This is a genomic window from Telluria sp. AIW5 (assembly GCF_056680575.1).
This window is the reverse complement of the sequence record NZ_CM155289.1, coordinates 4,715,371-4,741,905: the sequence shown is the minus strand read 5'-3', so window position 1 is coordinate 4,741,905 and position 26,535 is coordinate 4,715,371. Positions and strand designations below refer to the sequence as shown.

General features: G+C 66.3%; 21 protein-coding genes. 8 read left to right on the top strand and 13 right to left on the bottom strand.

The window, feature by feature from the left end:
- Positions 1-36: 36 nt before the first annotated feature.
- From rsgA to AC1MEM_RS20985, 3 genes are read right to left on the bottom strand one after another with little or no spacing between them, the layout of a single operon-like run.
- On the bottom strand, positions 37-948 hold the full coding sequence (rsgA, locus tag AC1MEM_RS20995) for a ribosome small subunit-dependent GTPase A (protein ID WP_499473841.1): 912 nt from the start codon (positions 946-948) through the stop codon (positions 37-39).
- Positions 945-1,277 (bottom strand): 4a-hydroxytetrahydrobiopterin dehydratase, encoded by a 333-nt coding sequence (locus tag AC1MEM_RS20990; protein WP_499473839.1) that lies wholly within the window; start codon positions 1,275-1,277, stop codon positions 945-947. Before AC1MEM_RS20990 ends, rsgA begins: the two co-directional genes overlap by 4 nt.
- Entirely contained in the window at positions 1,274-2,536 is a 1,263-nt protein-coding gene (locus AC1MEM_RS20985; RefSeq protein WP_499473837.1) for a M48 family metallopeptidase, read from the bottom strand. Before AC1MEM_RS20985 ends, AC1MEM_RS20990 begins: the two co-directional genes overlap by 4 nt.
- Before the next feature lie 122 nt (positions 2,537-2,658).
- On the opposite strand from AC1MEM_RS20985, the gene orn reads away from it, so the two are divergent.
- Positions 2,659-3,189 (top strand): oligoribonuclease, encoded by a 531-nt coding sequence (orn, locus tag AC1MEM_RS20980; RefSeq protein ID WP_499477720.1) that lies wholly within the window; start codon positions 2,659-2,661, stop codon positions 3,187-3,189.
- A gap of 58 nt (positions 3,190-3,247) precedes the next feature.
- On the top strand, positions 3,248-5,761 hold the full coding sequence (locus tag AC1MEM_RS20975) for a hybrid sensor histidine kinase/response regulator (RefSeq protein WP_499473834.1): 2,514 nt from the start codon (positions 3,248-3,250) through the stop codon (positions 5,759-5,761).
- Between the two features lie 1,029 nt (positions 5,762-6,790).
- Here AC1MEM_RS20975 and AC1MEM_RS20970 read toward each other — a convergent pair.
- The 3 genes from AC1MEM_RS20970 to AC1MEM_RS20960 form a co-directional block, all read right to left on the bottom strand.
- A complete protein-coding gene (locus tag AC1MEM_RS20970) occupies positions 6,791-7,732 on the bottom strand; it encodes an MBL fold metallo-hydrolase (RefSeq protein WP_499473832.1) in 942 nt (313 codons plus the stop codon).
- Between the two features lie 176 nt (positions 7,733-7,908).
- Positions 7,909-9,690, bottom strand: a complete 1,782-nt coding sequence (locus AC1MEM_RS20965; RefSeq protein WP_499473830.1) for a chloride channel protein — start codon at positions 9,688-9,690, stop codon at positions 7,909-7,911.
- Positions 9,691-9,706: 16 nt separating this feature from the next.
- Positions 9,707-10,051, bottom strand: a complete 345-nt coding sequence (locus tag AC1MEM_RS20960; RefSeq protein ID WP_499477718.1) for a MarR family winged helix-turn-helix transcriptional regulator — start codon at positions 10,049-10,051, stop codon at positions 9,707-9,709.
- 278 nt (positions 10,052-10,329) lie between these two features.
- Here AC1MEM_RS20960 and AC1MEM_RS20955 point away from each other — a divergent pair, with 278 nt between their 5' ends.
- Positions 10,330-11,517 (top strand): HPP family protein, encoded by a 1,188-nt coding sequence (locus tag AC1MEM_RS20955; protein ID WP_499473828.1) that lies wholly within the window; start codon positions 10,330-10,332, stop codon positions 11,515-11,517.
- Positions 11,518-11,615: 98 nt separating this feature from the next.
- On the opposite strand, the gene AC1MEM_RS20950 is transcribed toward AC1MEM_RS20955, so the two are convergent.
- Complete coding sequence (locus AC1MEM_RS20950) at positions 11,616-12,308, bottom strand: UPF0149 family protein (RefSeq protein WP_499473826.1); 693 nt, start codon at positions 12,306-12,308, stop codon at positions 11,616-11,618.
- A 91-nt stretch (positions 12,309-12,399) separates the two neighbouring features.
- On the opposite strand from AC1MEM_RS20950, the gene AC1MEM_RS20945 reads away from it, so the two are divergent.
- Together AC1MEM_RS20945 and AC1MEM_RS20940 are read left to right on the top strand one after the other, a co-directional pair.
- A complete protein-coding gene (locus AC1MEM_RS20945) occupies positions 12,400-13,410 on the top strand; it encodes a serine/threonine protein kinase (protein WP_499473824.1) in 1,011 nt (336 codons plus the stop codon).
- 127 nt (positions 13,411-13,537) lie between these two features.
- The gene (locus AC1MEM_RS20940) at positions 13,538-15,856 is read left to right on the top strand and encodes a coiled-coil domain-containing protein (RefSeq protein WP_499473822.1); all 2,319 of its coding nucleotides are present in this window, start codon (positions 13,538-13,540) and stop codon (positions 15,854-15,856) included.
- Positions 15,857-15,931: 75 nt separating this feature from the next.
- On the opposite strand, the gene AC1MEM_RS20935 is transcribed toward AC1MEM_RS20940, so the two are convergent.
- Together AC1MEM_RS20935 and AC1MEM_RS20930 are read right to left on the bottom strand one after the other, a co-directional pair.
- Complete coding sequence (locus tag AC1MEM_RS20935) at positions 15,932-16,351, bottom strand: DUF8785 domain-containing protein (protein WP_499473820.1); 420 nt, start codon at positions 16,349-16,351, stop codon at positions 15,932-15,934.
- A 138-nt stretch (positions 16,352-16,489) separates the two neighbouring features.
- On the bottom strand, positions 16,490-17,548 hold the full coding sequence (locus tag AC1MEM_RS20930) for a DUF475 domain-containing protein (protein WP_499473818.1): 1,059 nt from the start codon (positions 17,546-17,548) through the stop codon (positions 16,490-16,492).
- 164 nt (positions 17,549-17,712) lie between these two features.
- Between AC1MEM_RS20930 and AC1MEM_RS20925 the strand changes: the two genes are divergently transcribed.
- From AC1MEM_RS20925 to AC1MEM_RS20915, 3 genes are all read left to right on the top strand, one after another.
- Positions 17,713-18,132, top strand: a complete 420-nt coding sequence (locus AC1MEM_RS20925) for a divergent PAP2 family protein (protein ID WP_499473816.1) — start codon at positions 17,713-17,715, stop codon at positions 18,130-18,132.
- Positions 18,133-18,370: 238 nt separating this feature from the next.
- Positions 18,371-19,558 (top strand): efflux RND transporter periplasmic adaptor subunit, encoded by a 1,188-nt coding sequence (locus AC1MEM_RS20920; protein ID WP_499473814.1) that lies wholly within the window; start codon positions 18,371-18,373, stop codon positions 19,556-19,558.
- Positions 19,559-19,561: 3 nt separating this feature from the next.
- Positions 19,562-22,810 carry an efflux RND transporter permease subunit gene (locus tag AC1MEM_RS20915; RefSeq protein ID WP_499473813.1) on the top strand — a complete coding sequence of 1,083 codons (3,249 nt, stop codon included), beginning with the start codon at positions 19,562-19,564 and terminating at the stop codon, positions 22,808-22,810.
- Positions 22,811-22,975: 165 nt separating this feature from the next.
- Here AC1MEM_RS20915 and AC1MEM_RS20910 read toward each other — a convergent pair whose 3' ends face one another.
- The 4 genes from AC1MEM_RS20910 to AC1MEM_RS20895 all read right to left on the bottom strand — a co-directional run bounded on the left by AC1MEM_RS20910 (position 22,976) and on the right by AC1MEM_RS20895 (position 26,454).
- Positions 22,976-23,458, bottom strand: coding sequence for a hypothetical protein (locus AC1MEM_RS20910; protein ID WP_499473811.1), 483 nt, complete (start codon positions 23,456-23,458; stop codon positions 22,976-22,978).
- 431 nt (positions 23,459-23,889) lie between these two features.
- Positions 23,890-24,351, bottom strand: a complete 462-nt coding sequence (locus AC1MEM_RS20905; RefSeq protein WP_499473809.1) for a hypothetical protein — start codon at positions 24,349-24,351, stop codon at positions 23,890-23,892.
- A gap of 350 nt (positions 24,352-24,701) precedes the next feature.
- Positions 24,702-25,676 carry an NAD(P)H-hydrate dehydratase gene (locus AC1MEM_RS20900; RefSeq protein ID WP_499473807.1) on the bottom strand — a complete coding sequence of 325 codons (975 nt, stop codon included), beginning with the start codon at positions 25,674-25,676 and terminating at the stop codon, positions 24,702-24,704.
- Between the two features lie 13 nt (positions 25,677-25,689).
- The gene (locus tag AC1MEM_RS20895) at positions 25,690-26,454 is read right to left on the bottom strand and encodes a histidine phosphatase family protein (RefSeq protein WP_499473805.1); all 765 of its coding nucleotides are present in this window, start codon (positions 26,452-26,454) and stop codon (positions 25,690-25,692) included.
- Positions 26,455-26,535: the final 81 nt, after the last annotated feature.

Here is a 26,535-nt window from a genome sequence, read left to right as displayed (position 1 = left end):
CAGGGGGAATGCCAGACCTGACCCCAGCTTTTGTTACTAATACAGCGTCTGCGCCGACTCGTGCAGCAGCTGGCCGTACAGCTCGTGCCTGTGCTTCGCGATCTTGCCACTGGCGACAGCGTCGAGCACCGCGCATTGCGGCTCGGCCAGGTGGCGGCAGTTGTAGTACTTGCAGCCGCCCAGATAGGGCTTGAACTCGACGAAAGCCCGTTCCAGCATGCCTTCGCTCAGGTGATACAGGCCGAATTCCTGGAAGCCCGGCGAATCGATGATCGCGCTGCCGTCGGGCAGCCAGTAGAGGCGGGTGAAGGTGGTGGTGTGCTTGCCCGTATCGAGCGCGGCCGAGATTTCGCGCACGGCGATGTCGGCGTCCGGCACCAGCAAATTGATCAGTGAGGATTTGCCCATGCCCGACTGGCCGATGAAGATCGACGATTGCCCCGCCAGCAGCGGCTGCAGCACGGCCAGTGCATGCTCGGGATTGGCGCGCGCCGACACTTCATGCACCGGATAGCCGAGCGCCGCATAGACGCCGGCCCGTTCGCGTGCGCGCGGCAGCAGGTCTGCGACGTCGGTCTTGTTCAGGATGAGGTGGGCCTCGATGCCGGCCGCTTCGGCCGCGACCAGCGAGCGCGAGACGAGGTCGTCGGCGAAACCGGGTTCGGTGGCGATCACGATGAACAGGCGCGAGATGTTCGCTGCCAGCAGCTTCGATTTGTACTGGTCCGAGCGATACAGCAGGGTCGTGCGGTCGGCGATCTTCTCGATTACCGCCTGGTCGTTCGAGGTTTTCACCAGGTGCACCACGTCGCCGACGGCGACATTCGTCTTCTTGCCGCGGGTGACGCACTGGAGTTTTTCGCCGTTCGCATCGGCCAGGTAATGGCGTCCGTGTGCCGCGATGATGGTGCCGCTCAGGCTGGCGCTTTCTTTGTTCTTCGTGCTCACGCGCGTGTCCGTTCTTCGTAAATTGCGTCGGCTTTCGCAGCGCAGATCAGGTCGTTCAGCGAAACGGTATTGCCCGCCGAGTGGGTAGTGTAGGCGACGATGCAGTGGCGATAGCGCACCGTCAGTTCGGGATGATGGTCTTCAAGGTGGATCATCGCCGCCAGCGCGTTCACGAAGGCGATGGTCTCGTGGTAGTCCTTGAATTCGAACGCGCGCACGATGCGATCGCCTTCGCGTTGCCACTGCGGCAGCTGAGCCAGCAAGGCGCCCGGTTCGATGGCACCCAGCGCCGGCGCGCCATGCGTGCAGTGTTGCTCGACCAGCCTCATGCCGCCGCCGCGTTCAGGTGGGCGATGCGGACCGACGCCGGCGGATGCGAATCGTAAAACGCCGAGTGCAGCGGATCGGGCGTCAGCGTCGAGGCATTGTCCTCGTACATTTTCACCAAAGCCGACACCAGGTGGCTGGCGTCGCTGTGCTTCGCCGCGAAGGCGTCCGCCTCGAACTCGTGCTTGCGCGAGGTGATCGCATTCAGCGGCCCGAAGACGAAGGTAAAAATCGGCAGCACCAGCGCGAACAGCAGCAGGGCCATCGCATCGTTCGGCGCCTGCAGCATCGGCGTCACGCCCAGGCCCGTGTAGAACCAGCTTTGTTCCTTCAGGTAGCCGAGCAGGGCAAGGAAGGCCAGCGACAGCGCGAACATGACGACGATGCGCTTGACGATGTGGCGCAATTTGAAATGGCCCAGTTCGTGCGCCAGCACCGCTTCGATTTCGTGCGGCGCCAGGCGTTCGATCAGGGTGTCGAAAAAGACGATGCGCTTGGCCGCGCCGAAGCCGGAAAAATAGGCGTTGCCGTGCGCGCTGCGGCGGCTGCCGTCCATCACGAACAGCCCTTTGGAAGCGAAACCGACGCGCGCCATCAGGCCTTCGATGCGCGCCTTGAGACTCTCGTCGGCGAGCGGCGTGAATTTGTTGAACAGCGGCGCGATCACGCTCGGGTACAAGACCATCATGAGGAGTTGAAAGCCGCTCCAGACCAGCCAGGTCCAGAACCACCACAGGGAACCGGTCGACTCCATCAACTTGAGCACCACCCACAACAGCGGCAGGCCGATCACGGCGCCGATCAGCGCGCCTTTGACGCCGTCGCCGAGCCATAGCCCGACGCTCATCTTGTTGAAGCCGAAGCGCTCTTCCATCACGAACTGGCGGTAGTAGTCGAAGGGCAAATCCAGCAGGCCGGAGACTGTCGCGAACGCGGCGACCAGCAGCAGTTGATGTAGCATTCCCGGACCGGCGACGTGCAGCAGCGCATTCGACAAGGCCTGCAGGCCGCCGAGCAGGGTGAAACCGACCAGCACCAGGCCGCCCCAGAGCAGGGCCGCGATGCCGAATCGGCTTTTTGCGACCGTGTAGTCGGCCGCTTTCTGGTGCGTCTCGAGCGAGACTTTGGGCGCGAACTCGGCCGGCACGCTGGCGCGATGGCGCAGCACGTGGCGGATCTGGCGGTTGGCCAGCCAGAAGCGCAGGCCGAGCGTGAGCACGAAGAAAACGACGAACAAAACCGAAAACGCGAATGAAGACATTCCGTGCCTGTGAGAAAATGCAGGATTGATTAGGCAAAGAGAGAATTATGTCACACCCCACCGATTCCGCTGCATCTGCAACCTCTGCTACCCCAACTGCGACCGCCCAGCGCCCGAACGACATGAACCTGGTCTGGGTCGACATGGAAATGACGGGGCTCGACCCGGACAACGACCGCATCATCGAGATCGCCGTCGTCGTCACCGACATGCACCTGAACGTGCTGGCCGAAGGTCCCGTGTTCGCGATCCACCAGTCGGACGAAACGCTGAACAAGATGGACAACTGGAACAAGGGCACCCACGGCAAGTCCGGCCTGATCGACCGCGTGAAGGCCTCGACCGTCACCGAAGCCGACGCCGAAGTCGCCCTGATCGCCTTTTTAAAGAATTTCGTGCCGGCGAATAAATCGCCGATGTGCGGCAACACGATCTGCCAGGACCGCCGCTTCATGGCGCGCGGCATGCCGAAGCTGGAAGCCTTCTTCCACTACCGCAACCTGGACGTGTCGACACTGAAGGAATTGTGCCGCCGGTGGAAGCCGGAACTGGCCTCGGGTTTCAAGAAGCACCAGAAACACACGGCGCTGGCCGACATCATCGAGTCGGTCGAAGAACTGAAGTACTACCGCGAGCATTTCATCAAGCTGTGATGCGCAAGCTGTAGTTCGAGTTGCAAGAAAGACGATAGGCGATGTTCGCGGGCAAGTCGTGTTCTGGAACATCGCCGAACTGTGGGACAATCGGCAGATGCCCGGCATCCTCCCCAACGACCCATCCTCTCCTTTGACAGGCGTCCGCGCGCTCTACGCCGCGTACGACTGGCGTCTTTGCCCGCTCGGACACCCCGATACCTGGCCGCCCGAACTGGCGACCGCGGTCGGCATGAGCCTCAATTCCTCGTTCCCGATGTTCGTCGCCTGGGGACCGGACCTGCGCTTCCTGTACAACGACGCCTACGCGGTCATCCTCGGCGCCAAGCACCCGGCCGCGTTGGCCCAGCCGTTCCGCAAGGTCTGGGCCGAGATCTGGCGCGACATCGTGCCGATCATCGACCAGGCGCTGTCGAACAAGTCCGCTTTCCACGAAGACCTGCCCCTGACCGTGGTGCGCCAGGGTTTTCCGGAGCGGGGCTATTTCACGTTTTCGTATTCGCCGCTGCACGATGGCACCGGGGCGGTCGCCGGCATGTACTGCACCGTCATCGAAACCACCAGCCGCGTCGAGGGCGAACGGCGCGCCGCGCTCGAACTCAAGCTCTCGGATGCACTGCGGCCCTTGAGTTCGCCCGACGACGTGCTCGACACCGCGAGCGCGCTGCTGGGCCAGGAACTGGGCCTGACGCGCGCGATATACGCGCAGGTCGACGACGCCGCCGGCACCTTCACCGTACAGCGCCAGTGGATCGAGGCGGGCGCGGTCGAACTGTCCGAGGCGACCATGGCGATCGCCGGCTTCGGCCCGGAAATCGGTGCGGTGTTGCGCGCGGGCGATACCCTGGTCATCAACGATCCGGCGCTCGACCCGCGGACCGCCGCCTTTCCCGCCGCCTACCGCGACGAACGCATCGGCGCCGTGATCACCGTGCCGCTGGTTCGCAACGGGCGCCTGGTCGCCTTCCTCAGCCTGAACCGCGCCGAGCCGTATTACTGGTCCGAAGGCGAAGTGCGCTTCACCCGCGAGACGGCCGAGCGCACCTGGGCCGCGCTGGAAACGGCGCAGGCGCAGGCGGAACTGCGCGCCGAGCGCGACCGCAGCCGCTATATCTTCGACACCATGGTCGAAGGCTTCGCGCTGATGGCCCCCGACTGGACCATCGCCACGATGAACGCCGAGGGCCTGCGCATCTGCCATATGGCCGCGGAGCAGGTCATCGGGCAGAACTACTGGGCGCTGTTCCCGGCAATCGAAGGCAGCCAGGCCGGCGCCATGCTGCGCCGGGCAATGGAGGCGCGCGAGGCGGGCGCCGTCGAACACCGGCTGTCCGAGATCGGGGGGCGCGGCGGCTGGAACGAGATCCGCGCCTTTCCTACCCAGGATGGCGGCATCGCCGTGTTCTTCCGCGAGATCACCGACCGCAAGCGCGCCGAGGAACAGTTGAAGGTGGCCGACCAGCGCAAGGACGAGTTCCTCGCGATGCTGGCGCACGAACTGCGCAACCCGCTGGCGCCGATCAGCGCGGCGGCGATGCTGCTCGACATGGGCTCGCTGAATGAGACCCGGGTGCGCCAGAGCAGCGCCATCATCGGGCGCCAGGTGCGCCACATGACGCGCCTGGTGGATGATTTGCTGGACGTGTCGCGCGTCACGCGCGGCCTGATCGAGCTCGATCGCAGCCTGCTCGATGTGCGCGCAATCGTCGACGAAGCCGTCGAACAGGTGCGTCCGCAGCTGTCGGCGCGGCGCCAGCGCCTCGCGCTGCATTTGCCGGCCGGGCCCTTGCCGGTTGAAGGCGACCGTGCGCGCCTGGTGCAGGTGTTGTCCAACCTGCTCGGCAACGCGGTCAAGTACACGCTGGACGATGGCGCGATCGAGGTCGGGGTCGAGGCCGGCGACGGCATGCTGGTGCTGTCGGTGCGCGACGACGGCATCGGCATGGAACGCGAACTGACCGAGCGCGCCTTCGACCTGTTCGCCCAGGCCCGGCGCAGCTCCGACCGCTCGCAGGGCGGCCTCGGGCTGGGGCTGGCGCTGGTGCGCAACCTGGTCGAACTGCATGGCGGCAGCGTTACCTGCGCCAGCCCGGGCCTGGGCCAGGGCAGCACCTTCACGGTCACGCTGCCGCTGGCGGCGGCTGCGGCCGACGCCGAGCCGCAGCCGGAAACGGCAGCCGTTGGTGGCGCGGGGCTGCGGCTGCTGGTCGTGGACGACAATGTCGATGCCGCCACGACGCTGGCGATGGTGCTCGAGGCCATGGGCCACGAAGTCCATATCGAACACGAATCGCTGCGCGCGCTGGAGCTGGCGCGCAGTGCGCTGCCGGACGCCTGCCTGCTCGACATCGGCCTGCCCGATATCGACGGCATCGAGCTGGCGCGGCGGATGCGGGCGCAGCCGCAAACCGCGCACAGCGTGCTGATCGCGGTGTCGGGTTATGGCCAGGAGCAGGACCGCAAGGCGGCGCTCGAGGCGGGATTTTCGCATCACCTGGTCAAGCCGGTCGATCTCGAGGCCTTGAATGCATTGCTGGCCACCGTGCGCCGGACCGAGGCCGCAGCGGCTTGAGCGATCCGTAGGGTGGACTCCCGAGCCCACGCGGTCGTACCGTCGCACGCCGCAACGCTGACTCAACAACGGTACGCTTGCATCCCGATGTTGTCATGCGCTTCGGACGGGACGCGCCGTACCGCGTGGGCGGAGCCCACCCTACGGATCGCGATACGCAACGCAGCGGCTTGAGCGATCCGTAGGGTGGACTCCCGAGTCCACGCGGTCGTACCCTCGCACGCCGCAACGCTGAATCAAAAACGGTACGCTTGCATCCCGATGTTGTCATGCGCTTCGGCGGGGACGCGCCGTACCGCGTGGGCGGAGCCCACCCTACGGATCGCGATACGCAACGCAGCGGCTTGAGCGATCCGTAGGGTGGACTCCCGAGTCCACGCGTTCGTGCGCTCGCACGCCGCAACGTTGACTCAACAACGGCACGCTTGCATCCCGATGTTGTCATGCGCTTCGGCGGGGACGCGCCGTACCGCGTGGGCGGAGCCCACCCTACGGATCGCGATACGCAACGCAGCGGCTTGAGCGATCCGTAGGGTGGACTCCCGAGTCCACGCGGTCGTACCGTCGCACGCCGCAACGTTGAATCAAAAATGGCACGCTTGCATCGCGATGTTGTCATGCGCCTCGAACGGGACGCGCCGTACCGCGTGGGCGGAGCCCACCCTACGGATCGCGATACGCAACGCAGCGGCTTGAGCGATCCGTAGGGTGGACTCCCGAGTCCACGCGTTCGTACCCTCGCACGCCGCAACGCTGACTCAACAACGGTACGCTTGCATCCCGATGTTGTCATGCGCTTCGGCCGAAACGCGCCGTACCGCGTGGGCGGAGCCCACCCTACGGATCGCGATACGCAACGCAGCGGCTTGAGCGATCCGTAGCGTGAACTCCCGAGTCCACGCGGTCGTACCGTCGCACGCCGCAACGTTGAATCAAAAACGGTACGCTTGCATCCCGATGTTGTCATGCGCTTCGGCGGGGACGCGTCGTACCGCGTGGGCGGAGCCCACCCTACGGATCGCTACGCAGTCAAGGCATCCGCGTGTAGTTGACCGGCATCCAGCGATAGCCCTTGCCCTCGACGCGCAGGTAGCCCAGTCCCGGGAAGGAGAGGTGGGCGCCGCCGACCAGCGAACCATCCTTGGCCGCCGCATCGAACAGTTTTTTGCGCGCCGCGGCCGCCGCTTTCTGGTCGCCGTCGAAGCCGATCGTCACCGCCGGGTCTTCGAACTGCACCGCCGCCACGTGGATCAGGTCGCCGATCGCGACCATCTTCTGGCCGCGGCTCTCGATAATATAGGTGGTGTGGCCCGGCGTGTGGCCGTGTCCGCCCTGGGCGCGAATGCCGGGTACGAGTTGGGCATCGCCTTCGAAGGCCTTGAACTTGCCGGCCTTGACGTACGGATCGAGCGCGGCCATCGCATTCTTGAAGCTGCCTTTGCCGTCTTCCGGCGCCTTGTCCATGTTCGCCTGGCTCAGCCAGTGGTCGGCTTCCGTTTTCGATGCGCGCACGACCGCGTTCGGGAAGGCCGGCTTCGACTGGGCCGCGAGGCCGCCCACGTGGTCGCTGTGCATGTGGGTCAGGTAGATTTCGTCGACCTGCTCGGGCGTGTAGCCGGCCGCCTTCAGGCTCGCCCCGATCTTGCCCAGCGTCGGCCCGAACAGCATGCCGGCGCCGGTGTCGATCAGGATCAGTTTGCTGCCGGTATTGATCAGGAAGGCGTTGTCCGAGGTTTCGAGCGGCGCCTTCAGGTGCGCCTTCGCCAGCGCGGCATTGGTCTTGTCGGCCTTTTGTTTCAGCAGCTTGTCGACCGGCAGGTCGACCGTGCCGTCGGACAGGGGTGTGATTTCGAAGTCGCCCAGCATCACGCGGAAATAGCCCGGGGCCTGGGTTTTCGCCATCGGCGCGGCGGCGAAGGAAGACGTGGTGAGGAGGGCGGCGGCGAGCAGGCACAGGGAGGTGCGTTTCATGGGGGCTCCGTGAGGGGTGTTGTGGTCGAAAAGACAGGGTGACCTATCGTACCTCAAGGGGGCCGCCGGTATGTAAACGCCGTCAACGCGTGGCGTCAGGATGCCCTGCGATCATCGCGATGCGTAGGGTGGAGTCCCGACTCCACGCGTTACAAGGCCGGCATATCGAACAGGGCCTAGTCCGCGCGAACGGCCGGCCGGCGGGCAAACGGCCGGGCGCGCATCACCCGGCGCTCGTGCTCCTCGACGTGCAGGACCGCCGTTGCCTTGATCAGGTCGCTGCGGCTGACAATGCCGACCAGTGCCGGCGAGTCGGCCCGCGCCACCACCGGCAGCCGTTCCAGTCCCAGCACCGCCAGGCGCGTGGCGATCGTGCGGCAGGTTTCGCCGGCCAGCGCAACGGCCGGGGCGGCGGCGCCGAACAAAGCGCCCACCGGCGCCTCGGGCGGCTGGCCGTCGAGCGCTTCGCGCTGGATCATCCCGACCAGCGCGCCGTCGCGGGTGACCGGATAGGCGCGGTGCGCCTGGCCGGGCCCGAAGTGGGACACCAGTATCGCGCCGACGCTGGCGCCGGCATCGATGCTGCGCACCTTCGCCGTCATGACTTCGGCCACGCTGTGGCGCTCGAGTGGATCGATGCCGTATTCGCGGTAGATATGGTGGCCGCGGCGCGCGATCTTTTCGGTCAGGATCGAGCGGCCCATGGTCAGCACCGTGAAACCGTAGGCGCCGGCGGTCGCCGCCAGCAGGGGCAGCAGGGCGTTGGCGTCGTGGGTCAGTTCGAAGGCGAACACGGCCGCCATGACCGGCGCGCGCATCATGCCGCCCAGGGTCGCGGCCATGAACACCAGCGGCCACAGCGCGGGTTCGGCGCCCGGCAGCCAGGGGGCGAGGAGGGCGCCCAGGCCGGCGCCCAGCATCAGCAGCGGGGCCAGCACGCCGCCCGAGGTGCCGGAGCCGAGCGCGATCAGCCAGATCACCAGTTTGACGCCCAGCAGCGCGGCGATGGCGCCCAGCGCCAGGTGGTTGTGCAGCAAATCGCCAATGACGTCATAACCGACGCCCAGCGCGCGCGGCTGGAAATAGCCGCCGATGCCGACCGCGAGGCCGCCCAGCGCCGGCCACCACATCCAGTGCATCGGCAGGCGGTGGAACCAGTCCTCGACCCGGTACAGCGTGGTCGACATGAACCAGGCCAGCGCCCCGCAGAGCACGCCCGCGAGCAGGCAGGACAGCAGCGCGACCGGTTCGACCGGCGCCGTTTGCAAGGGGAACAGCACCTCGCCGCCGATTGCCAGCGGGCGCAGGAAACCGGCCACCGCGCAGGCGACCGCGACCGGCAGCAGGCTGCGCGGGCGCAGTTCGAACAGCAGCAGTTCGATCGCCATCAGCAGGCCGGCCACCGGCGTGCCGAACACGGCCGTCATGCCGGACACGGCGCCCGCCACCAGCAGCGTCTTGCGTTCGCCGCCGGTCAGGTGGAAGTGCTGGGCGATGAGCGAGCCGATCGCGCCGCCGGTCATGATGATCGGGCCTTCGGCGCCAAAGGGGCCGCCGCTGCCGATCGCGATGCCAGAGGCCAGCGGTTTCAGTACGGCGACCTTGGGCGACATCGCGCTGTTCTTGAACAGGATCGCCTCGATCGCTTCCGGGATGCCGTGGCCGCGGATCTGTTCGGTGCCGAAGCGCGCGATCAGGCCGATGATGAGGCCGCCGATGACCGGGATGGCGATCACCCAGGCGCCCAGCGTATTGTCGGCCGGCGAGAGGTCGGCCAGCGACAGGCGTCCGTAGAAGAACAGGTCGGTGAAGAAGCGGATCAGGAGCAGCAGCACGCGTGCGGCGAGGGTGCTCAGCAGGCCGATGAAGGCGGCGAGGGCGGCAATGCGCAGCAGGCGGCGGTCGCCGGAAAAGTCGCGCCGGGGAGCGTCGTGCCGGGTAGTAGAGGACAAGGACATAAAAATTCAGCCAGGATCAAAGAAGGTTGGGAATCGTGAACACGCCCTGCAGCGCGCGCAGTTCGGCGCGGTGGACTGCGGCCAGGTGGGTCAGGATGGCTTCGCCGGCGGGCAGCAGGTGCACTTCCACGCGGCGGCGGTCGCCGGCGTGCGCGCGCCGCTCGACCAGTCCGCCGGCTTCGCAGCGCGTCACCAGCGCCACCACGCCGTGCTGCTTGGACTGCAGGCGCTCGGCCAGTTCGCCCACCGTGGCCCACTCGCGGCCGGGAAAACCCTTGATATGCAACAGCAGCAGGTACTGCAGCGGCGTGATGCCTTCGGCCTGCACCGCGGTTTCGGAGAAATGCTCGTAACGGCGCATCTGGTAGCGAAATTCCGAGAGTGCGCTAAAGTCGGATTTGGAGAGTGCAGGCTTGGACGGCGGACGGGTGGGAGAGTTCACGGCGGGCAGTGGTGGGGGCAGAGGCCGGCGAATATATCATAAAGTGATACAATTGCGGACCTGTCGTGATGTTTGTTTCGTTTCGGTATTCTCTGCAATACGCAGTTTTCGAGCACTTTCCCCCAGCAGTTCCCTGTCGACATCCGGCCTGCGTGCTGGTGAAGCATGGTTTTTATTGTTTTTTCGAGTAGACGTATATGTTGGACAAAAGTGTGGAATGGCTGTGGTCTTTCGTGCCCCAGCCGAATACGGTCCCGCGCACCGAGCGGATCCGAGCGGTGGCGGGGGCGCTGGTCGGCCTGTTCGTGACCGCGATGTTCAGCGACATGCTGAGCACGGCCGGACCGGGGGGACTGGTCCCGCTGGCCCTGGTGGCGCCGATGGGCGCGTCGGCGGTGCTGCTGTTCTGCGTGCCGGCCAGTCCGCTGGCCCAGCCCTGGTCTGTCATCGGCGGCAATACGATTTCGGCGCTGATCGGCATCGTGTGCATGAAGCTGATCGGGGTGCCGATGATCGCGGCCCCGGTCGCCGGCGCGCTCGCGATTTTCGTCATGTTCCTGCTGCGCTGCCTGCATCCGCCCAGCGGCGCCGTGGCGCTGACGGCGGTGCTGGGCGGCCCGGCGGTGCATGCGGCCGGATTCAGCTTCGCCTTCATGCCGGTCTGCCTGAACTCGACCCTGATCGTGCTTGCCGCCCTGGTCTTCAACAACCTGACCGGGCGCCGCTATCCGCACACCCAGCAGTCAGGGATGCGCAATGTCCATGCAACGAAGGACCCGGTCCCGACCGCGCGCCTGGGATTCTCGAAGGAAGACCTGGACGCCGTGCTGGCGCACTACGGCCAGGTGCTGGACGTGAGCCGGGACGACCTCGAGGAGATTTTGCTGGAAACGGAGATGCGTGCCTTCGAGCGCCGCTTCGGCGTCGTCACCTGCGCGGCCATCATGTCGCGCGACGCGGTGACGGTCGGGCCGGACATGGCACTCGCTGACGCCTGGCGCCTGCTGCGCCGGCACGGCCTGCATGCCTTGCCGGTGCTCGATGGCGAACGGCGCGTGATCGGCATGATCGGGCAGGGCGACTTCCTGCACCATGTCGGGCTGGACGATTACCAGACCCTGGGCGAACGCCTGCGCGACCTGTTCGGCCACCTGCTGGGCGTGCGCGCCGACCAGCGTCCGGCCACGGTGGGGGAGATCATGCATGTGCCGGTCAAGACCGTCGAGGCCGGCGAGTCGATCGCCGAACTGATCCCGCCGATGAGCAACAACGGCCTGCACCACGTCCCGGTCGTCGACGCGCGCGGGGTATTCCTCGGCATCGTCAGCCAGACCGACGTGCTGGCGGCCTTGTACGAAAGCCGGCTGGCGCAGGCGCTGACCTGACGGCTGGGGTCAGGTCTGACATTCGGACACAAGCTCTGCCGTATTCGCCCGTTATTGTTGAGGTCGTGTCTAAATGTCAGACCTGACCCCAGCTTTTTTTACGCCGATTCGGCCCCGCAGCACTTCTTGAACTTCTTGCCGCTGCCGCAAGGGCAGTCGTCGTTGCGGCCGACCTTCGGCGTTTCGTGGCGCACGGTTTCCACTGCGGCTTTACGCAGCGGCAGCCAGTAGCGGTAGATCGCAGGCAGGTTCGCTTCGATTTCGAGCGCCAGCTGGTGCGCCTTGGCCGGGTCTTCGACCAGCGGCAGTTCGGCTTCCTCGATCTCGTCGGCGCCCAGCAGGTAGAGCGGGCGCATCAGTTCGGCGACTTCCGATTCCCAGATCGGCTCCCAGGAACCCGGGCGCAGTTCCATGCCTTCCCAGAAGCCCCAGCACCAGGCTTCGCCGTCGATCAGGGTCTGGCCGTTGTGCTCGTGCTCGCAGTACAGCGGCTCGAACTCTTTCGGCGCGACTTCGAAGGTGATCAGCACTTCGTTCATGAAGCGCATGATCAGGTTGAGGATGCGCTCTTCTTCCTTCGGGCTCTTCCACTTCGGCGCGGCGCCGTCTTCCTGGCCCCAGACGCGCGGCAGCCATTCGGCCGGCATGATGGTTTCCGGGCCGATCGCGATCGCGGTCAGGTAGCCGTGCAGGGTGTCCATCGTCATCGCGTCTTCCGGGCTGCGCTCGGAGAGGAGGAACTGGTCGAGTTCGTCGAATTCTTTTTCGCTCAGGGGCTGTTCGAGTTGCATATGTAGGCTCTAATTTCGGTGAAGTCTGCCAGTTTAACGCGTGGCAGCCGGAGTGCGTACGAAATAACGCGCCGCGCCGTACAATGGGCTTATGCATAACGAGTCTATTTCTTCCCCAGAATCCGCGGCGCACCCGTTCTCGCGCCTCGACCCAAGCCGCGTGCTGGACGCCGTCGACAGCGTCGGCCTGCACGGCGACGGCCGCCTGCTGGCCCTGAACAGCTATGAAAACCGGGTCTACCAGGTCGGCCGCGACGAGGGCGAGCCGGTGGTGGTCAAGTTCTATCGGCCGAACCGCTGGAGCGACGCAGCCATCCTGGAAGAACATGCCTTCGTGGCCGAACTGGTCGAGCATGAAATCCCGGTCGTGCCCGCCATGGAAATCGATGGGCGCACGCTGCACGAATTCGACGGTTTCCGGTTCGCCGTCTTCCCGCGCCGCGGCGGACGGGCGCCGGAACTGGGCAACCCGGATACGCTGGAATGGATGGGGCGCTTTATCGGCCGCATCCATGCCGTGGGCGGGGTCAGGCCCTATGCGCTGCGTCCCGAGCTGAACCCGCGAACCTTCGGGCGCGAACCCTTCGATTTTCTTTTGAAGCACGACTTCATCCCGCTCGAGCTGCGCGCAACCTATGCCAGCGTGGTCGAACAGGCCCTGGCCGGCGTGGCACGCTGCTACGAGCGCGCGGGCGACTTGCCGACCCTGCGCCTGCACGGCGACTGCCATGGCGGCAACGTCCTGTGGACCGGCGACGGCCCGCATTTCGTCGACTTCGACGACAGCCGCATGGGCCCGGCGGTGCAGGACCTGTGGATGATGCTGTCGGGCGAACGCCATGAGATGGTGCGCCAGATGGCCGACGTGCTGGCCGGCTACGAGGACTTCTGCGATTTCGACCCGCGCCAGTTGTACCTGGTCGAAGCCCTGCGCACCCTGCGCCTGATCCATTACGCGGGCTGGCTGGCGATGCGTTGGGACGATCCGGCTTTCCCGGCGGCATTTCCGTGGTTTAACACGCAGCGTTACTGGCAGGATCGGATCCTCGAGCTGCGTGAGCAGGTCGCGCTCATGGACGAGCCCCCTCTCTGGCCCGTTTAAGCCTCGAACTGCGAGGATTTCCTCACCCAGTTCCGCGTGCCATGATTGTCGGGTTTCGTTGATAATGAATCAGCGACTCAGCGACTCAGCGCCTGCACTCAGCGCCTGCAACAACCCGAGAATGATCATGGAACCAGCACCACACGACGATACCGACTTCACCATCGACATGCCGCCGTCGAAGGCCCAGCCTGCCGCGCCTGCCGCCCCAACGGCTGACCGCGGCGCTGTCGAAAAAATGGCGATCAAGGAAGCGATCGCGCGCGTGGAAGCCGAGGCCAAGGCCAATGTCGCCGCCGAAACGCGCGCCCATGCCGAGGCGCGCGCCCGTTCGCTGGCCGACGAGCGCGCCGCGCTCGATGGTGCCGCGGCGGCCGCCGCGCTGGCCAACGCCCAGGCGTCGGAAGAAGTCATCGAACTCAATCGCGACCGCCTGGAAACCCTGCGCGCCGCCGCACTGGCCTCGAACGAGCGCCTGGAAGCGATGCGCCTGGAAACGGCCGAGCTGCGCGCGCGCGTGCAGGCCGATACCGAAGGGCGGCTGGCGGTGGAAGCGCGTGCCCGTGCGGCCGAGGAAGCCAGGCGCCGCGCGACCGAACAGATCGAGGCCGAGGCGGCGATGGCGGTCGAAGCGGCGCGCGTGGCCGAAGAACTCCTGGTGCAGACCGAGGAAGCGCGGCGCCAGGCGGCCGAGCGGGTCGCCGCCGTCCAGGCCGCGCGCGAAGAGGTGCTGCACAGCGCGAGCGCCGACGCCCGCGTCGCCGTCCTCGCCCGCGAGCGCGAGCGGGCCGAAAAAGCCGCGCGCCAGACCGCCGAAAAGCGCGCGCAAGTCGAAGCCGAGGCGCTGGAACTGGCCCTGCAGCGCGAACGCGCCGACCAGGTCGCCCTCAGCTCCGCCTTTGCCCGGGCGACGGCCGAGGCGCGTGCGCTGGAAGAAGCGCGCGCACTGGCCCACGTCGAAAAGGAGCGCGAGTCGATCGCGCAATCCCAGGCCGACTCGACCCGGATCGCGGCCGATACCCTGCGCGCCCGGCTGCAGCTGGAAAAGGAATTGCGCGACGCCGCGATCCACCGCGAGCGCCTCGAACAAACCGCCGCCGCCACCGCCGAAGCGCGGCGTGAAGCCGAGGCGCGCATCGCCGTGGCGACCGAAGCGCGCATCGAGGCCGACCGCAAGCTGCGCGAAGTGGCGCTGGCGCGCGCCGAAGCCGAACACGAAGCGGGCTTGCAGGTCGAAGCCCGGCTGCAGGCCGAAACCGATGCGGCCGAACACGCGCGCGCCCGCGCCGAGGCCGACCGCCTGGCCGCGCAGGCCGCCGGACAGGACGCCCTGGAGCAGGAGCGCGAGCGGGCGCTGGCCACGGAACGCGCGGAGCTGGCCCAGGCCGCGGCCGACGCCAAAGCAAGGACCAATGCGGCCCGCGAAGCCGAGCTGGCGCTGGCGACCGGGGCGCTCGAAGACGAACAGCATGTGGCGCAACTGGCGGAGCAGCGCGCGCAGGAGGCGCAGGAACTCGCCGCCGCCGAACGCGCGCGCCTGGACGCCGAAAGCGCGGCGCTGGCGCAGCAGCAGGACAAATTGCAGGCCGAACGTGCGCTAAGCGAAGCGGCCGCCGCGCGTGCGCAAGCCGAGGCGGCGGAGGCGGCCGCGCTGCGCGAGCAGCTCGACGCCGAGGGGCGCGCGCAGGCTGCGCGGCAGGCCGCGCTCGAAGCGCAGCGCATCGAGACGGCACGCGCGGTCGAGGCGGCTGCACAGGAAGAAGCGGCAGCCGCGGCCGCACAAGCCGCAGCCGAGGCTGCAACGGAACTGGCGCGCCTGCACACCGAACGGGCCACTGCCGAACAGGCGCGGCTGCTGGCCACCGAAGCGGCGCTGGAGGCCGAACGCGAAGCTGCCCAGGCCGCGGCCGAAGCCCTGGCGCTGGCCGAACAGAAACTGACGGCCCAGCGTCAGCAGGTCGACTTCGACACGCGCGCCAACGCTGCGGCGGCCGAGCGCCTGGCGTTCGAGGAAGAAGCGGCGCTGGCCGCACGCGTGCGTTGCGAAGCCGAGGAGGAGGGCGCGCGCCTGGCGCGCGAGCACGAACAGGCCGAGTCAGCGGCGGCGCAGGCGGCGATGGAAAAACGCGACGCCCAGCGCGCCTTGCTCGAACACGCCCAGGCCCACGCCGAGATGCAGCGCCGCACCGCTGCCACCACGCACCAGATGGCCGAGGCCCGGCGCGAGTTGTTGGAACTGGAAACGAAGCGTCTCGAGGAACAGGCGGCCGAGCTGTCCGCCACCGAGGACGCCATCAACGAGCGCAAGGCCGAAGCGCACCAGCGCACGGCGTCCGAAAACATCACCCGCGAAGTGCTGGGCCGGCTGAAGCAGCCGTCGGCGCAGCAGGCGGCGGCCAGGCTGGCCGAGGTGATCATGAACCAGAGAAGGTCGAGCGGGGAATAAAACGACCGTTACCGATACGTCCCTCCGGATAATACGTGGAATGAATCACCCGTTTCCGGTGATATATCCAACGTATCACCGCGCCCCGGCCGGCGCGTCGCTCGGCGCCACCGGCGACACCGGCCCGATATTCACCGCGTTCACGAAATACTCGGTCTCGCCGAAGCAGTTGGTCGGCACCCCGCGGTGCTGCTCGTAACCGATCTCCACGCGCTGTCCCATGGTTGCCTGCAATTTCTTGACCAGCGCATCCTCGCGCACGGTAAAGGCGAAGCGTTCCGGAATCGCGCCCGGCATGCTCGAGAGCAGGATTTCGCCTTCCCAGGTCTTGCACAGCCAACCCTTTTTCGAGAACTTCTGCAGGTAGCCAGCCCGTGTGCCTTCGGAATACGACCAGCTCAGCGTCGCCCAGGTGTACAGCCCGGCGATCACGATCAGGGCGGCGACGAGGGACAGCAGGATGGCGGTGGCGCGTTGCGGCAGGGCTTTCGGCATGGTATCGGGAATGGTGGGTGGAGAGGGCGCTCAGCGGCGAGGGTAGCCTCATTCTGCCACGCGCGCCGCGATTGTCAAAATGGCAGGCCGTGTCGGCGCTGCCGTTTAAGGTCGGCTTAAGCGCGAGCCGATGTCAGGTCACATCACCTCGGCCTTGTCCGGCGTTTCCTCCAGCGCCACGCGCTTGCGGTGCCGGATCGAGGACCAGAGCGAGACCAGGATGAAGGCCACCCCCGACAGCCCCGTGAACCACTCCGGGATTTCGTAGTGCACGCTGGCGAACATGATCAGCGCCAGGATGCCGATCGCGTAGTGGGCGCCGTGCTCGAGGTAGACGAATTCCTGCAGCGTGCCCTTGTAGACCAGGAACACCGTCAGCGAACGCACGAACATCGCGCCGATCGCCAGGCCCAGCATGATGATGACGACGTCGTTGGTGATCGCGAACGCGCCGATCACGCCGTCGAAGCTGAACGAGGCATCCAGTACTTCGAGGTAGAGGAAGCCGCCGATACTGCCCTGGGAAATCAACTTGCCGATCGTCGGGTCTTCTTCCTCTTCTTCCAGCAGGCTGCTGATCCAGTCGACGCCGACATACACCAGCACCCCGACCACGCCCGAAATGAGCACCGCCAGCTTGCGGCCCTCGGGCATCAGGCTCATCGCGCCGAACACGGCGAGCAGGGTCAGCAAAATCGCCAGGCCTTCGGTACCGTACTTGCCGACTTTTTCTTCGAGCCAGCCGAGCCAGTGCAATTCTTTTTCGTCGTCGAACAGGAAGTTCAGGAAAACCAGCAGCAGGAAAGCGCCGCCGAAGGCCGACACTTCGGCATGGTGCTCGGTGAGGTGGCGTGAATACTCCTGCGGGGTCTGGATCGCCATGTCCCAGACGTCGAGCAGGCCGAGGCCGGTCGCCACCGAGACGATCACGAGCGGGAACAGCAGGCGCATGCCGAACACGGCGACGACGATACCGACGGTCAGGAACAGCTTGCGCCAGAATTCGTTCCAGTGCCGCAGGACCGACGCGTTGACCACCGCGTTGTCGAAGGAGAGCGACACTTCGAGGACCCCAAGTACCGCCGTGATCCAGAGGGCATTGACCAGCCCTGTCGTGCCGCCGTGCTGATAACCCCACCAGCCGGCCAGGAACATCAGCACGACGGTGACGGCGAACGAAAGCCTGAAGTGACGCATATAAGTTTCCCTTTGAGTCTTATTGGTTGAAATGCCACGTTTTTCAGTATCTTAACCGCAGCCGGGGCGCTGCGGCGCATCGGAGTCGCCGTATAGCATTGCTTCTGCGATAATTCCGGCGGGCATATGCACTCATCCAGAGCACACCAGCAGACAAGGATTCCATGGACTACGCTTACCTCATCACCCCCTTCCTCACCTGGCTGGTCGTCGGCCCGATCAAGTTCCTGATCAACAGTGCGCGCCAGCGGCGCTGGGCCTTCAATCTGGTCGGGAATGGCGGCTTTCCGAGCAACCATAGTTCGGTCGTGACCAGCATGGCGACCCTGATCGCATTGCGCGAGGGAATCGATCACCCGGCCTTCGGGGTGGCCGTCACGCTCTGCTTCATCGTGATGATCGACGCCAACAGCCTGCGCCAGCACGTCGGCCGCCAGGCCGCCGCCATCAACCGCCTGGCCGCGGGCGCTGCCAGCCACACCACGCTGCGCGAGCGCATGGGGCATACGCTGGTCGAAATTTGCGGCGGCATCGTGACCGGCATCTGCATGGGTTTCCTGGTGTATCACCTGTTCGGCGGGTAATCCGATTCCATCCCGGGGCGGTGCCCCGGGCTCCCGCTTGTGTAACACAGCACGCACGGCCCGCATTTCGTCACGTACGTATGCAGCTCATCGCAGCATTTCGCAGTTCATCCCTCCAAAATAACAACGGGCGGGAACGTCAATTGACGGGTGCGGCAAGCTCCCGGATACTGCGCGCTGACAGTTTTCATCCAATTTTAATAAATACGTCATCAGCGTCCAACCGGGAGATTCTTCAATGCTGCGCAACACATTACTCGTCCTTGCCATCGCGTCCGCCCTGGGCGCCTGCAGCAAGGGGGCCAAGGATCCGGCCAAGGCAGAAGGCAAGGCGGTCGCCGGTGCCGGCCAGAAGGACACCCGGCCGAGCCAGCTGCTGGTCGCCCCCCAGGACCTGCTGACCGTCTCGAGCGATGCGCTCGCTTCCGGTCCCGTGGTCACCGGCTCGATCCAGCCGGAACGCCGCGCCGACCTGCGCGCCGAAGTGTCCGCCGTGGTACTGCAGGTACTCAAGGAAAATGGCGAGCCGGTCAAGCGCGGCGACCTGCTGGTGAAACTCGACGAGACGGCGATCCGCGACACCCTGGTCTCCGCCGACGCCGCCGTGCGCGCGGCGGGCCAGGCGCTCGACCAGGCGAATCGCCAGCTCGAGCGCCTGAAGACGCTGCGCGCTTCCGGCATGACCTCGGCCGCGGCCCAGGACGAAGCCGAAGTGCGGCGCAATACGGCCCTCAGCGAAGTGTCCGCCGCCAAGAGCCGCGCGGCACTGGCGCGCCAGCAGATCGCGCGCACGATGGTGCGTGCTCCGTTTGATGGCATCGTCAGCGACCGCAAGGTCTCCGCCGGCGACACCGCCACGGTCGGCAAGGAGCTGGTCAAGGTCATCGACCCAACCAGCATGCGTTTCGAAGGACGCGTTTCGACGGACAAGATCAGCACGATCAAGGTGGGCCAGCACGTCAAATACCACATCAACGGCTATGGCACCCAGCAGTTCACGGGCGTGGTCAAGCGCATCGACGCCTCGGCAAACGACATCACCCGCCAGGTCGAGGTGCTGGTCGCCCTGACCGGCGAACAGCCGCGCGTGGCCGGCCTGTATGCGGAAGGCCGGATCGATGCCGAGACGGCGAACGTGCTGATGCTGCCGGAAAGCGCCATGGTGAAAACCGGCGACAAGACCTATACCTGGCGCGTGAAGGGCAACCTGCTCTCCAAAGTCGACGTGCAGACGGGCATGCGCGACCAGCGCACCGGCAACATCGAGATCAAGTCGGGCCTGGCCGCCGGCGACGTCGTGCTGCGTAGCCCGAGCTCGAACCTGAAGGATGGCCAGAAAGTCCAGTTCGCCGGCGGCGCGCCGGTTGCGGCCAAGACCGTCGCCAGCGCGGCTGGTACGGGCAGTACAGCGGTCAAAGGAAACTAAGTCATGTTCCTGTCCAATTTCTCAGTCAAAAAGCCGATCGCGACGGTCGTGCTGATCCTGGGCATGATGGCCATGGGCCTGCTGGCCCTGTCCAAACTGCGCGTCAACCAGATGCCGGACGTCGAGATTCCGGTCATCGTCGTCAACATCCCGTATCCGGGCGCATCGCCGGAGACGAGCGAGCGCGAGATCATCAACCGCCTCGAAAAGCAGTTGCTCAGCGTGCAGGGCGTCACCGAGATCGAGTCGTATGCGAACGAGGGCAGCGCCACGCTGGTGCTGCAGTTCGACTTCAAGCGCAACCTGATCGAAGCCTCCGACGACGTGCGCAACGCCATTTCCGCGGTGCGCTACAAGCTGCCGACCGAGATGCGCGAGCCGATCCTGCGCCGCGTCGACCCGGCGGCCCAGCCGATCATGCAGTTGGCCCTGTCCTCGGACAAGCAGACGCACGCTGAAATCTCGCGCCTGGCCGAGGACGTGCTTGCCGACCGCTTCCGCGCCATCGAAGGCGTGGCCACGGTCAACGTCAACGGTTCGCTGCGGCGCGAGCTGTCGGTCCTGCTGCGCGCGGATAAACTGCGTGAATACAATGTGTCGGTGAGCGAAGTGGCGAACGCCCTGCGCAACCAGAACACGAACGCGCCGGTGGGCAAGGTACGCGGCGAAATGGACGAGAAGGGCATCCGCCTGATCGGCCGCATCGAGCGTCCGGAAGACTTCTCGCAGGTCGTCGTCAAGCGCAGCGGCGAAACCATCGTGCGCCTGAACCAGGTGGCCGAGATCCAGGACGGCTTCGCCGACATCGACAGCGCCTCGATCCACAGCGGCAAGCCGAACGTCGGCATCTACGTCGTCCGTTCGCGCGACGCCTCAACCGTCTCGATCGCGAAAAAGGTGCGCGAAGAGGTGGAGAAAATCAACAAGGAGCTGCCGAAGGGCACCGAACTGGCGATTACCCGCGACGGCGGCAACGAAGCGCAAAGCAGCCTGAACAACGTGATCGAGTCGCTCATCTTCGGCGCCATGCTGACCGTGTTCGTGGTCTACGCCTTCCTCAATTCGTGGCGCTCGACGCTGATCACCGCGCTGTCGCTGCCGACCTCGGTGCTGGCGGCCTTCATCGCGGTCTGGCTGTGCGGCTTCACGCTGAACTTCATGACCCTGCTCGGGTTGTCGCTGGCGATCGGCGTGCTGATCGACGACGCCATCGTGGTGCGCGAAAACATCGTGCGCCACATGGAAAACGGCGCCGACCGCCGCACCGCGGCCCTGGTCGGTACCTCCGAGATCGGCATGGCGGTTGCGTCCACGACCTTCTCGATCATGGCCGTGTTCATTCCGGTGGCCTTCATGCCGGGCGTGCCCGGCGAATGGTTCCGTCCGTTCGCGCTGACGGTGACCTGTTCGGTGCTGGTCTCGCTCGGCATTTCCTTCACGCTCGACCCGATGCTGTCGGCCTACTGGGGCGACCCTCCGGGCCACCACCACGCGCCGAAGAAGGGCATTTCGAAGGTGCTCGGCCGCTTCAACGACTGGTTCGACCGCCAGGCTTCGCGCTATGGCAACATCATCGCCTGGGCGCTGCACCACCGCCGCTGGATGGGTTTCATCGCACTGGCCAGCCTGGCCGGCGCCATCGCCCTGCAAGTCTCGATCGGCGGCACCAGCTTCATGCCTAAAGGCGACGGCAACAAGATCATGATCGACGTGCGTACCCCGGCCTCGTCGAGCCTGGAATACGCCCGCATCAAGATGGAACAGGCCGCGGCGCTGGCGCGCAGCATGCCTGAAACCCGCGCCACCGACAGCGTGGTGCGTGCGAACGGCGGCTCGATCTATATCGAGATCGGCAAGCGCAACACCCGCCACCGCACGGCGGCGGATATCGGCGCCGACCTGCGCACCAAAGTCGGTCAGCTGGTGGGCGCCGAGTACACCGTGCTCGACGACCTGAACGGCGGCGGCAAGCCGGTGCAGATCGAGTTCACGGGTACCGACTCGCGCAAGCTGATGGAGCTGACCGCGGCCTACATGGAGAAACTGCGCCAGGTGCCGGGCGCGGTCGACGTGACCCTGTCGCAGCAGGATCCGAAGAACGAGCTGCAGATCGAGCTCGACCGCGGCCTGGCCAATTCGATGGGCGTGTCCGTCGGCGACGCCGCCACCGCGCTGCGGGTTGCTTTCGCCGGTATCGAAGTGGGCGACTGGGTCGACCCGACCGGAGAGACGCGCGACGTCGCGGTGCGCCTGCATCCGGAAGACCGCGTCAACATCGAGAACATCGAGCGCCTGCCGATCGCGATCGCCGGCACCAATATGATGGTGCCGCTCGAGCAGATCGCCCGCATCAGCATGGGCAAAGGTCCATCGGAAATCATGCACAAGGACGGCAAGCGCGTGATCACGGTCTCGGCCAACGCGCAGGGCCGTTCCAGCGGCGAAGTCACGGCCGACGCCATGAAGCTGGCCAAGACCTTCGACTTCCCGCCGGGCTATGGCCTGGCGCTGGGCGGCGCCGGCAAGGACCAGGCGGAACTGTTCGGCGCGATGCTGACCGCGCTGTTGGGCGGCATCGGCCTGATGTACCTGATCCTGGTGATGCAGTTCGGCTCGTTCACGGCGCCGCTGGGCGTGATGCTGTCGCTGCCGCTGTCCCTGATCGGCGTCGTGCTGGCGCTGCTGCTGACCGGCGGCACCCTCAACCTGATGAGCTTTATCGGCATCATCATGCTGATGGGCCTGGTCGCGAAGAACGCGATCCTGCTGCTCGACGCGGCGCGCGGACTGGAAGCGGAAGGCTACGGCCGCGAGGACGCCCTGATGAAGGCTGGCCGCATGCGCCTGCGCCCGATCCTGATGACGACCTTCGCGCTAATCGCCGGCATGCTGCCGGTGGCCTTGGCCCTCGGGCCCGACGGCAAGTTCTACCAGCCGCTGGCGGTGGCGATCATCGGCGGCACGATCACCTCGACCTTGCTGACGCTGCTGGTCGTGCCGACCTTCTACGACAGCATCGAGATCGCCCGCGACCGCATGGTGGCCAAGTTCCATCGCCGCGCCGAGCGCTGGCACGCGCTGCCGGCCTTCCTGATGACCTTTGTGGAAGCGGTCCTGACCCTGGTCTTCGTACGCCTGGTGTTCCGCACCATCGTGCGCGGCTTCCGCCTCGTTACCGGCCGCGGCCGCGGTCCTGCGGAGCCGGTGGCGCTGGCGAAAGCGCCGGCTGCCAAGGTGACCGAACGGGTTTGAGCCCTGCCTTGATGGACAAAGAAAAGCCCGCGCAAGCGGGCTTTTCTTTTTGAGGAACCGGGGTCGGGTCTGACATTCGGACTCCCGCCTTGGCGCGACCTCTGCCTTATTCGGCCGGCTACCGTTGAGGCCGTGTCTAAATGTCAGACCTGACCCCAGCCTTGGTTAGTGGCTGCTGCCGTCGCCGCCAGTGCCTGGTTTGGTCGAGGCCGGGCCGGTGCCGGTGGTGTTGCCGGTGTGGCCGGTGCTGTGCGTGCCTGCCGCCGGCGCCGCCTGCATCGGGGAGCCGCCGGGGTTGGTGCCGCCGGTGGTGTTGCCGCTGCTGTCGATCGGCTTGACGCCGTCGACCCCGCTGGCCCCGCCGGACGCGCCGAGGCTGGTTTCCTTGGTGCTCTCGGCGTTGCCGACGGTGCGCGGCGTATTGTTGGTGTTGTACTCGGTCGAAGACAGGCCTGCGTTGCCCGAGTTGCCGGTGGCGCCGCTGACACCGGCAGCCGAGCCGGCGCCCGAGCCTTCAGTCCGGCTCTCGACGTGGGCGGCGTCGCCGGCGCCGCCGATGCCGGAATCCTTCTTGGTGCAGGCGCCGAGCGTGGCCGCGAGGAAGGCGGCGGTCAGTACGATTTTCGGTAAAGCATTCATGGTACGCATGGTGGAACTCCTTGTTCGATGGCTTGCCGTTGCCGCATGGATGGGGCGGGCGGCGTCGGGTACTGGGTTTTATTCTGGCATGGAATGAGGGGATGCACTGTGCGCTGTTTGACAGAGCGGGAACGGCAAAGCGCCGGCGGTCCGATCAAGCACGGAGGCGGGTGGCACTTCTGGCGCGGGATGCACCGGGCAGTCGAAGGGTGCGGGAAGGGCGCAGGTAAAAAAGGCGGGGTGCAGGCAAAGGCAGGACGAAGGTCGACTCAGGACGCAGGCATAGGCGCGACGGAAAGAAACGGGGAGGAAAGCGGAGGACGAAGCGAAACCGCCCGAACGACAGGCGTACAGCAAAACGCCGGCTGCTTACGTGCCGGCCAGACGCAAACGCGGAGCCCGCGTTATGGGGCTCCGGTTTGTGGGCGGACGGAAGCCGGTTAGCGGCCGGTGCCCGTGGTGCCGGTGCCGGTGGTGCCAGTACCCGACGAGTCGGTGTTGCCGGTGGTGCCGCCAGCGCCGGTGACGCCGGTGGTGCCCGAGGTACCGGTGGTGCCGCTGGCGCCCGTGCCCGTGGTGCCGGTTGCGCCGGCGCCGCTCTGGTCGGTCATGGTGCCGGTGCCCGTCGTGCCCGCTGCACCTGCTGCGCCGGTGCCGGTCGCGCCGGTGCCCGAGGTGCTGCCGGTGGTGCCCATTGCGCCGGTGCCGGTGGCGCCGGTGCCGGTATCACCCGTGGTGCCCGTCGTGCCGGTGGTGCCGCTGGTGCCCGAGGTCGAGGTCGGCGAGGTTGCCGAGGTGTCGCCAGCCGTACCGGCCGTGTCGTTCTTCTTGCATGCGCCGAGCATCGAAGCGAGCAGGGCGGCGGTCAACAGGATCTTTGGTGCTTTGGTGATTGCGTTCATTTTTTAACTCCTCGTTCACGTCTATTTTGTGCCGTCGTCCCCAGGTGAGGCGGTGGGGAATGACGGCGCCAGTTCGGTCTTGCCATGCACATCTGTCGGCGTGACCGATTGCTCGATACGCCTCTGTGTTCATTGGCAAAAACCACCAGGGAACCGACGCAACACGCGGCCCCAATTCAGTGCACGAATTCGACTGAAAAAATTAGACTGCCGTCACTACCGCCAGTTCACCGAATTGTGCACTTCTTGCCTTGTTCCGCGATACCGCTTGCGGAGTTTGATACCGGTCAAACGGCTTCCCGTTCAACCAGCCCCCCGGCGTTCGCCGGATGGTTGGTACAGGGAGCATCTCAGGACTCCCTTTGCTTGCCCGCCTCGCGGCCGGCAACGGATTCGAGTAGCGCGGGGATCTCGTCCGGGATCTCGCGCGCCAGGTAGCCGAGCACGCCCAGGCGTTCGGCCAGGCGTTCGCCGGCGCGCGCGTGCAGCGCCACACCCCAGCAGGCGGCCTGTTCGAGCGTCGCGCCGCGCGCGGCGAGGCCGGCGATGATGCCGGCCAGCGTGTCGCCCGAGCCGGAAATGGCGAGGCCGACATTGCCGCCTTCGTGCTCCCACATGTCGCCCTGCGGCGAGGCGATCACGGTGCGCGCGCCCTTCAACGCGACCACCGCGTTCCAGGCCGCGGCCGAGGCCAGCGCCCGCGCGTCCGGTCCGGACACGATCTCGGTCTTGTCGATGCCGGTCAGGTGCGCCATCTCGCCGCAATGCGGGGTGACGATCACCGGTTGCCGGAAGCGGAAAGCTTCGCCCGGCGCCCAGCCCTCGGGCGCGTGCAGCAGTGTGCCCATCGCGCAGGCGTCGAGTACCACCGCCGTTTCACTGCCTTCCTTGCTGCCTTGCATCCGTTCCAGCAGGCCGTGCACCAGTTCGGCGGCGGCCGCTTCGTCCTGCATGCCCGGTCCGATCAGCACCGCGTTGACGCGGTCGGCCAGCGGGTCGAGGCGGGCGATGGCTTCCGGCAGGAAGCCGCCGGCATCGGTTTCGGCCAGGCCGATCACGCGTGCCTCGGGCATGGCCAGCGCAACGAGCTGGGCGACGCTGGCGCCCGTCGCCACCGTCAGCTTGCCGGCGCCGGCGCGCAGCGCGGCGGTGGCGGCGAGGATGACGGCGCCCGGCATTTCGCGCGAGCCGCCGAGGATCAGCACATGGCCGCGTTCTTCCTTGTCGCCGTCAAAGCCCGGCATCGGCAACGGCCAGTCGCGCAGCAGTTGCGTGGTGACCTCGTGCACGGCGGGAGCGGCGTGGATCGCATTCATGATGGTCATTGGATGCGCGGCCTCAGGCTTTAGGCGCGGTCGGCACGTCTTTGCCCACCGTGACCGGGGTGCCCGTGTTTTCCAGCGGCGCGACGAAATTCACGAGGCGCACGACCAGCTTGCCGTGCTTGCCCTGGATCGGGTCGAAGCCGTAGGAAGTGACCGAGCAGTTCGGGACGTCGCTGGCGCGGTCGAAAGCGAGGATGCTCGCTTCGTCGAGGCGCTCGATCAGGTAGCGGAAGCAGTTGACGATGACCTGGTGGGCGACGATCACGACGCGCTCGTGGCAGTAGTCGCGGCTCAGGGTGTCGAGCACGCTGCGCAGGCGCAGGATGACGTCGCACCAGCTCTCGCCGCCGGGCGGGCGGAAATAGAACTTGCCGACGTGCTGGCGCTGGGCGTAGAGCTCGGGATATTTGTGGGCGATGCCGTGCGTGGTGAGGCGGTCGAGGATGCCGAATTCCTTTTCGCGCAGGCGCTCGTCGGCATTGATGGCCAGCATCGAATCGCGCTCGAGGCGGCGGATCAGGATTCTTGCGGTCTCGGCCGCACGCACGTAGGGCGAATGCAGGACGACGTTCGGACGCTCGTGCTGCGGCAGGGCGGCGAACCAGGAGGCAAGGGCTTCGGACTGGCGGATGCCCAGATCGGACAGGGGGACATCGACGTCGCGTTCGGCGATGTCGATTTCGTGCCCGGCAGCGGCCTCGGCCACGTCACGTGCGACGTTGCCGGCGCTTTGCCCGTGCCTGATCAGCCAGAGTTCCTGAGGCCACTTCTGCTCCATTACTTGTCCATTGTTGATGTTGACATGTCATCATCATAGACAGATTCGGCAAGTGGGCCGCGCACGATTCCGTGCGCAAAC

Bases quoted from the DNA above. Each gene is read 5' to 3' on its own strand.
- AC1MEM_RS20990 (WP_499473839.1), bottom strand. From the start codon at position 1,277: ATGAGGCTGGTCGAGCAACACTGCACGCATGGCGCGCCGGCGCTGGGT.
- AC1MEM_RS20985 (WP_499473837.1), bottom strand. From the start codon at position 2,536: ATGTCTTCATTCGCGTTTTCGGTTTTGTTCGTCGTTTTCTTCGTGCTC.
- orn (WP_499477720.1), top strand. From the start codon at position 2,659: ATGAACCTGGTCTGGGTCGACATGGAAATGACGGGGCTCGACCCGGAC.
- AC1MEM_RS20970 (WP_499473832.1), bottom strand. From the start codon at position 7,732: ATGAAACGCACCTCCCTGTGCCTGCTCGCCGCCGCCCTCCTCACCACG.
- AC1MEM_RS20965 (WP_499473830.1), bottom strand. From the start codon at position 9,690: ATGTCCTTGTCCTCTACTACCCGGCACGACGCTCCCCGGCGCGACTTT.
- AC1MEM_RS20960 (WP_499477718.1), bottom strand. From the start codon at position 10,051: ATGCGCCGTTACGAGCATTTCTCCGAAACCGCGGTGCAGGCCGAAGGC.
- AC1MEM_RS20955 (WP_499473828.1), top strand. From the start codon at position 10,330: ATGTTGGACAAAAGTGTGGAATGGCTGTGGTCTTTCGTGCCCCAGCCG.
- AC1MEM_RS20950 (WP_499473826.1), bottom strand. From the start codon at position 12,308: ATGCAACTCGAACAGCCCCTGAGCGAAAAAGAATTCGACGAACTCGAC.
- AC1MEM_RS20945 (WP_499473824.1), top strand. From the start codon at position 12,400: ATGCATAACGAGTCTATTTCTTCCCCAGAATCCGCGGCGCACCCGTTC.
- AC1MEM_RS20940 (WP_499473822.1), top strand. From the start codon at position 13,538: ATGGAACCAGCACCACACGACGATACCGACTTCACCATCGACATGCCG.
- AC1MEM_RS20935 (WP_499473820.1), bottom strand. From the start codon at position 16,351: ATGCCGAAAGCCCTGCCGCAACGCGCCACCGCCATCCTGCTGTCCCTC.
- AC1MEM_RS20930 (WP_499473818.1), bottom strand. From the start codon at position 17,548: ATGCGTCACTTCAGGCTTTCGTTCGCCGTCACCGTCGTGCTGATGTTC.
- AC1MEM_RS20925 (WP_499473816.1), top strand. From the start codon at position 17,713: ATGGACTACGCTTACCTCATCACCCCCTTCCTCACCTGGCTGGTCGTC.
- AC1MEM_RS20920 (WP_499473814.1), top strand. From the start codon at position 18,371: ATGCTGCGCAACACATTACTCGTCCTTGCCATCGCGTCCGCCCTGGGC.
- AC1MEM_RS20915 (WP_499473813.1), top strand. From the start codon at position 19,562: ATGTTCCTGTCCAATTTCTCAGTCAAAAAGCCGATCGCGACGGTCGTG.
- AC1MEM_RS20910 (WP_499473811.1), bottom strand. From the start codon at position 23,458: ATGCGTACCATGAATGCTTTACCGAAAATCGTACTGACCGCCGCCTTC.
- AC1MEM_RS20905 (WP_499473809.1), bottom strand. From the start codon at position 24,351: ATGAACGCAATCACCAAAGCACCAAAGATCCTGTTGACCGCCGCCCTG.
- AC1MEM_RS20900 (WP_499473807.1), bottom strand. From the start codon at position 25,676: ATGACCATCATGAATGCGATCCACGCCGCTCCCGCCGTGCACGAGGTC.
- AC1MEM_RS20895 (WP_499473805.1), bottom strand. From the start codon at position 26,454: ATGGAGCAGAAGTGGCCTCAGGAACTCTGGCTGATCAGGCACGGGCAA.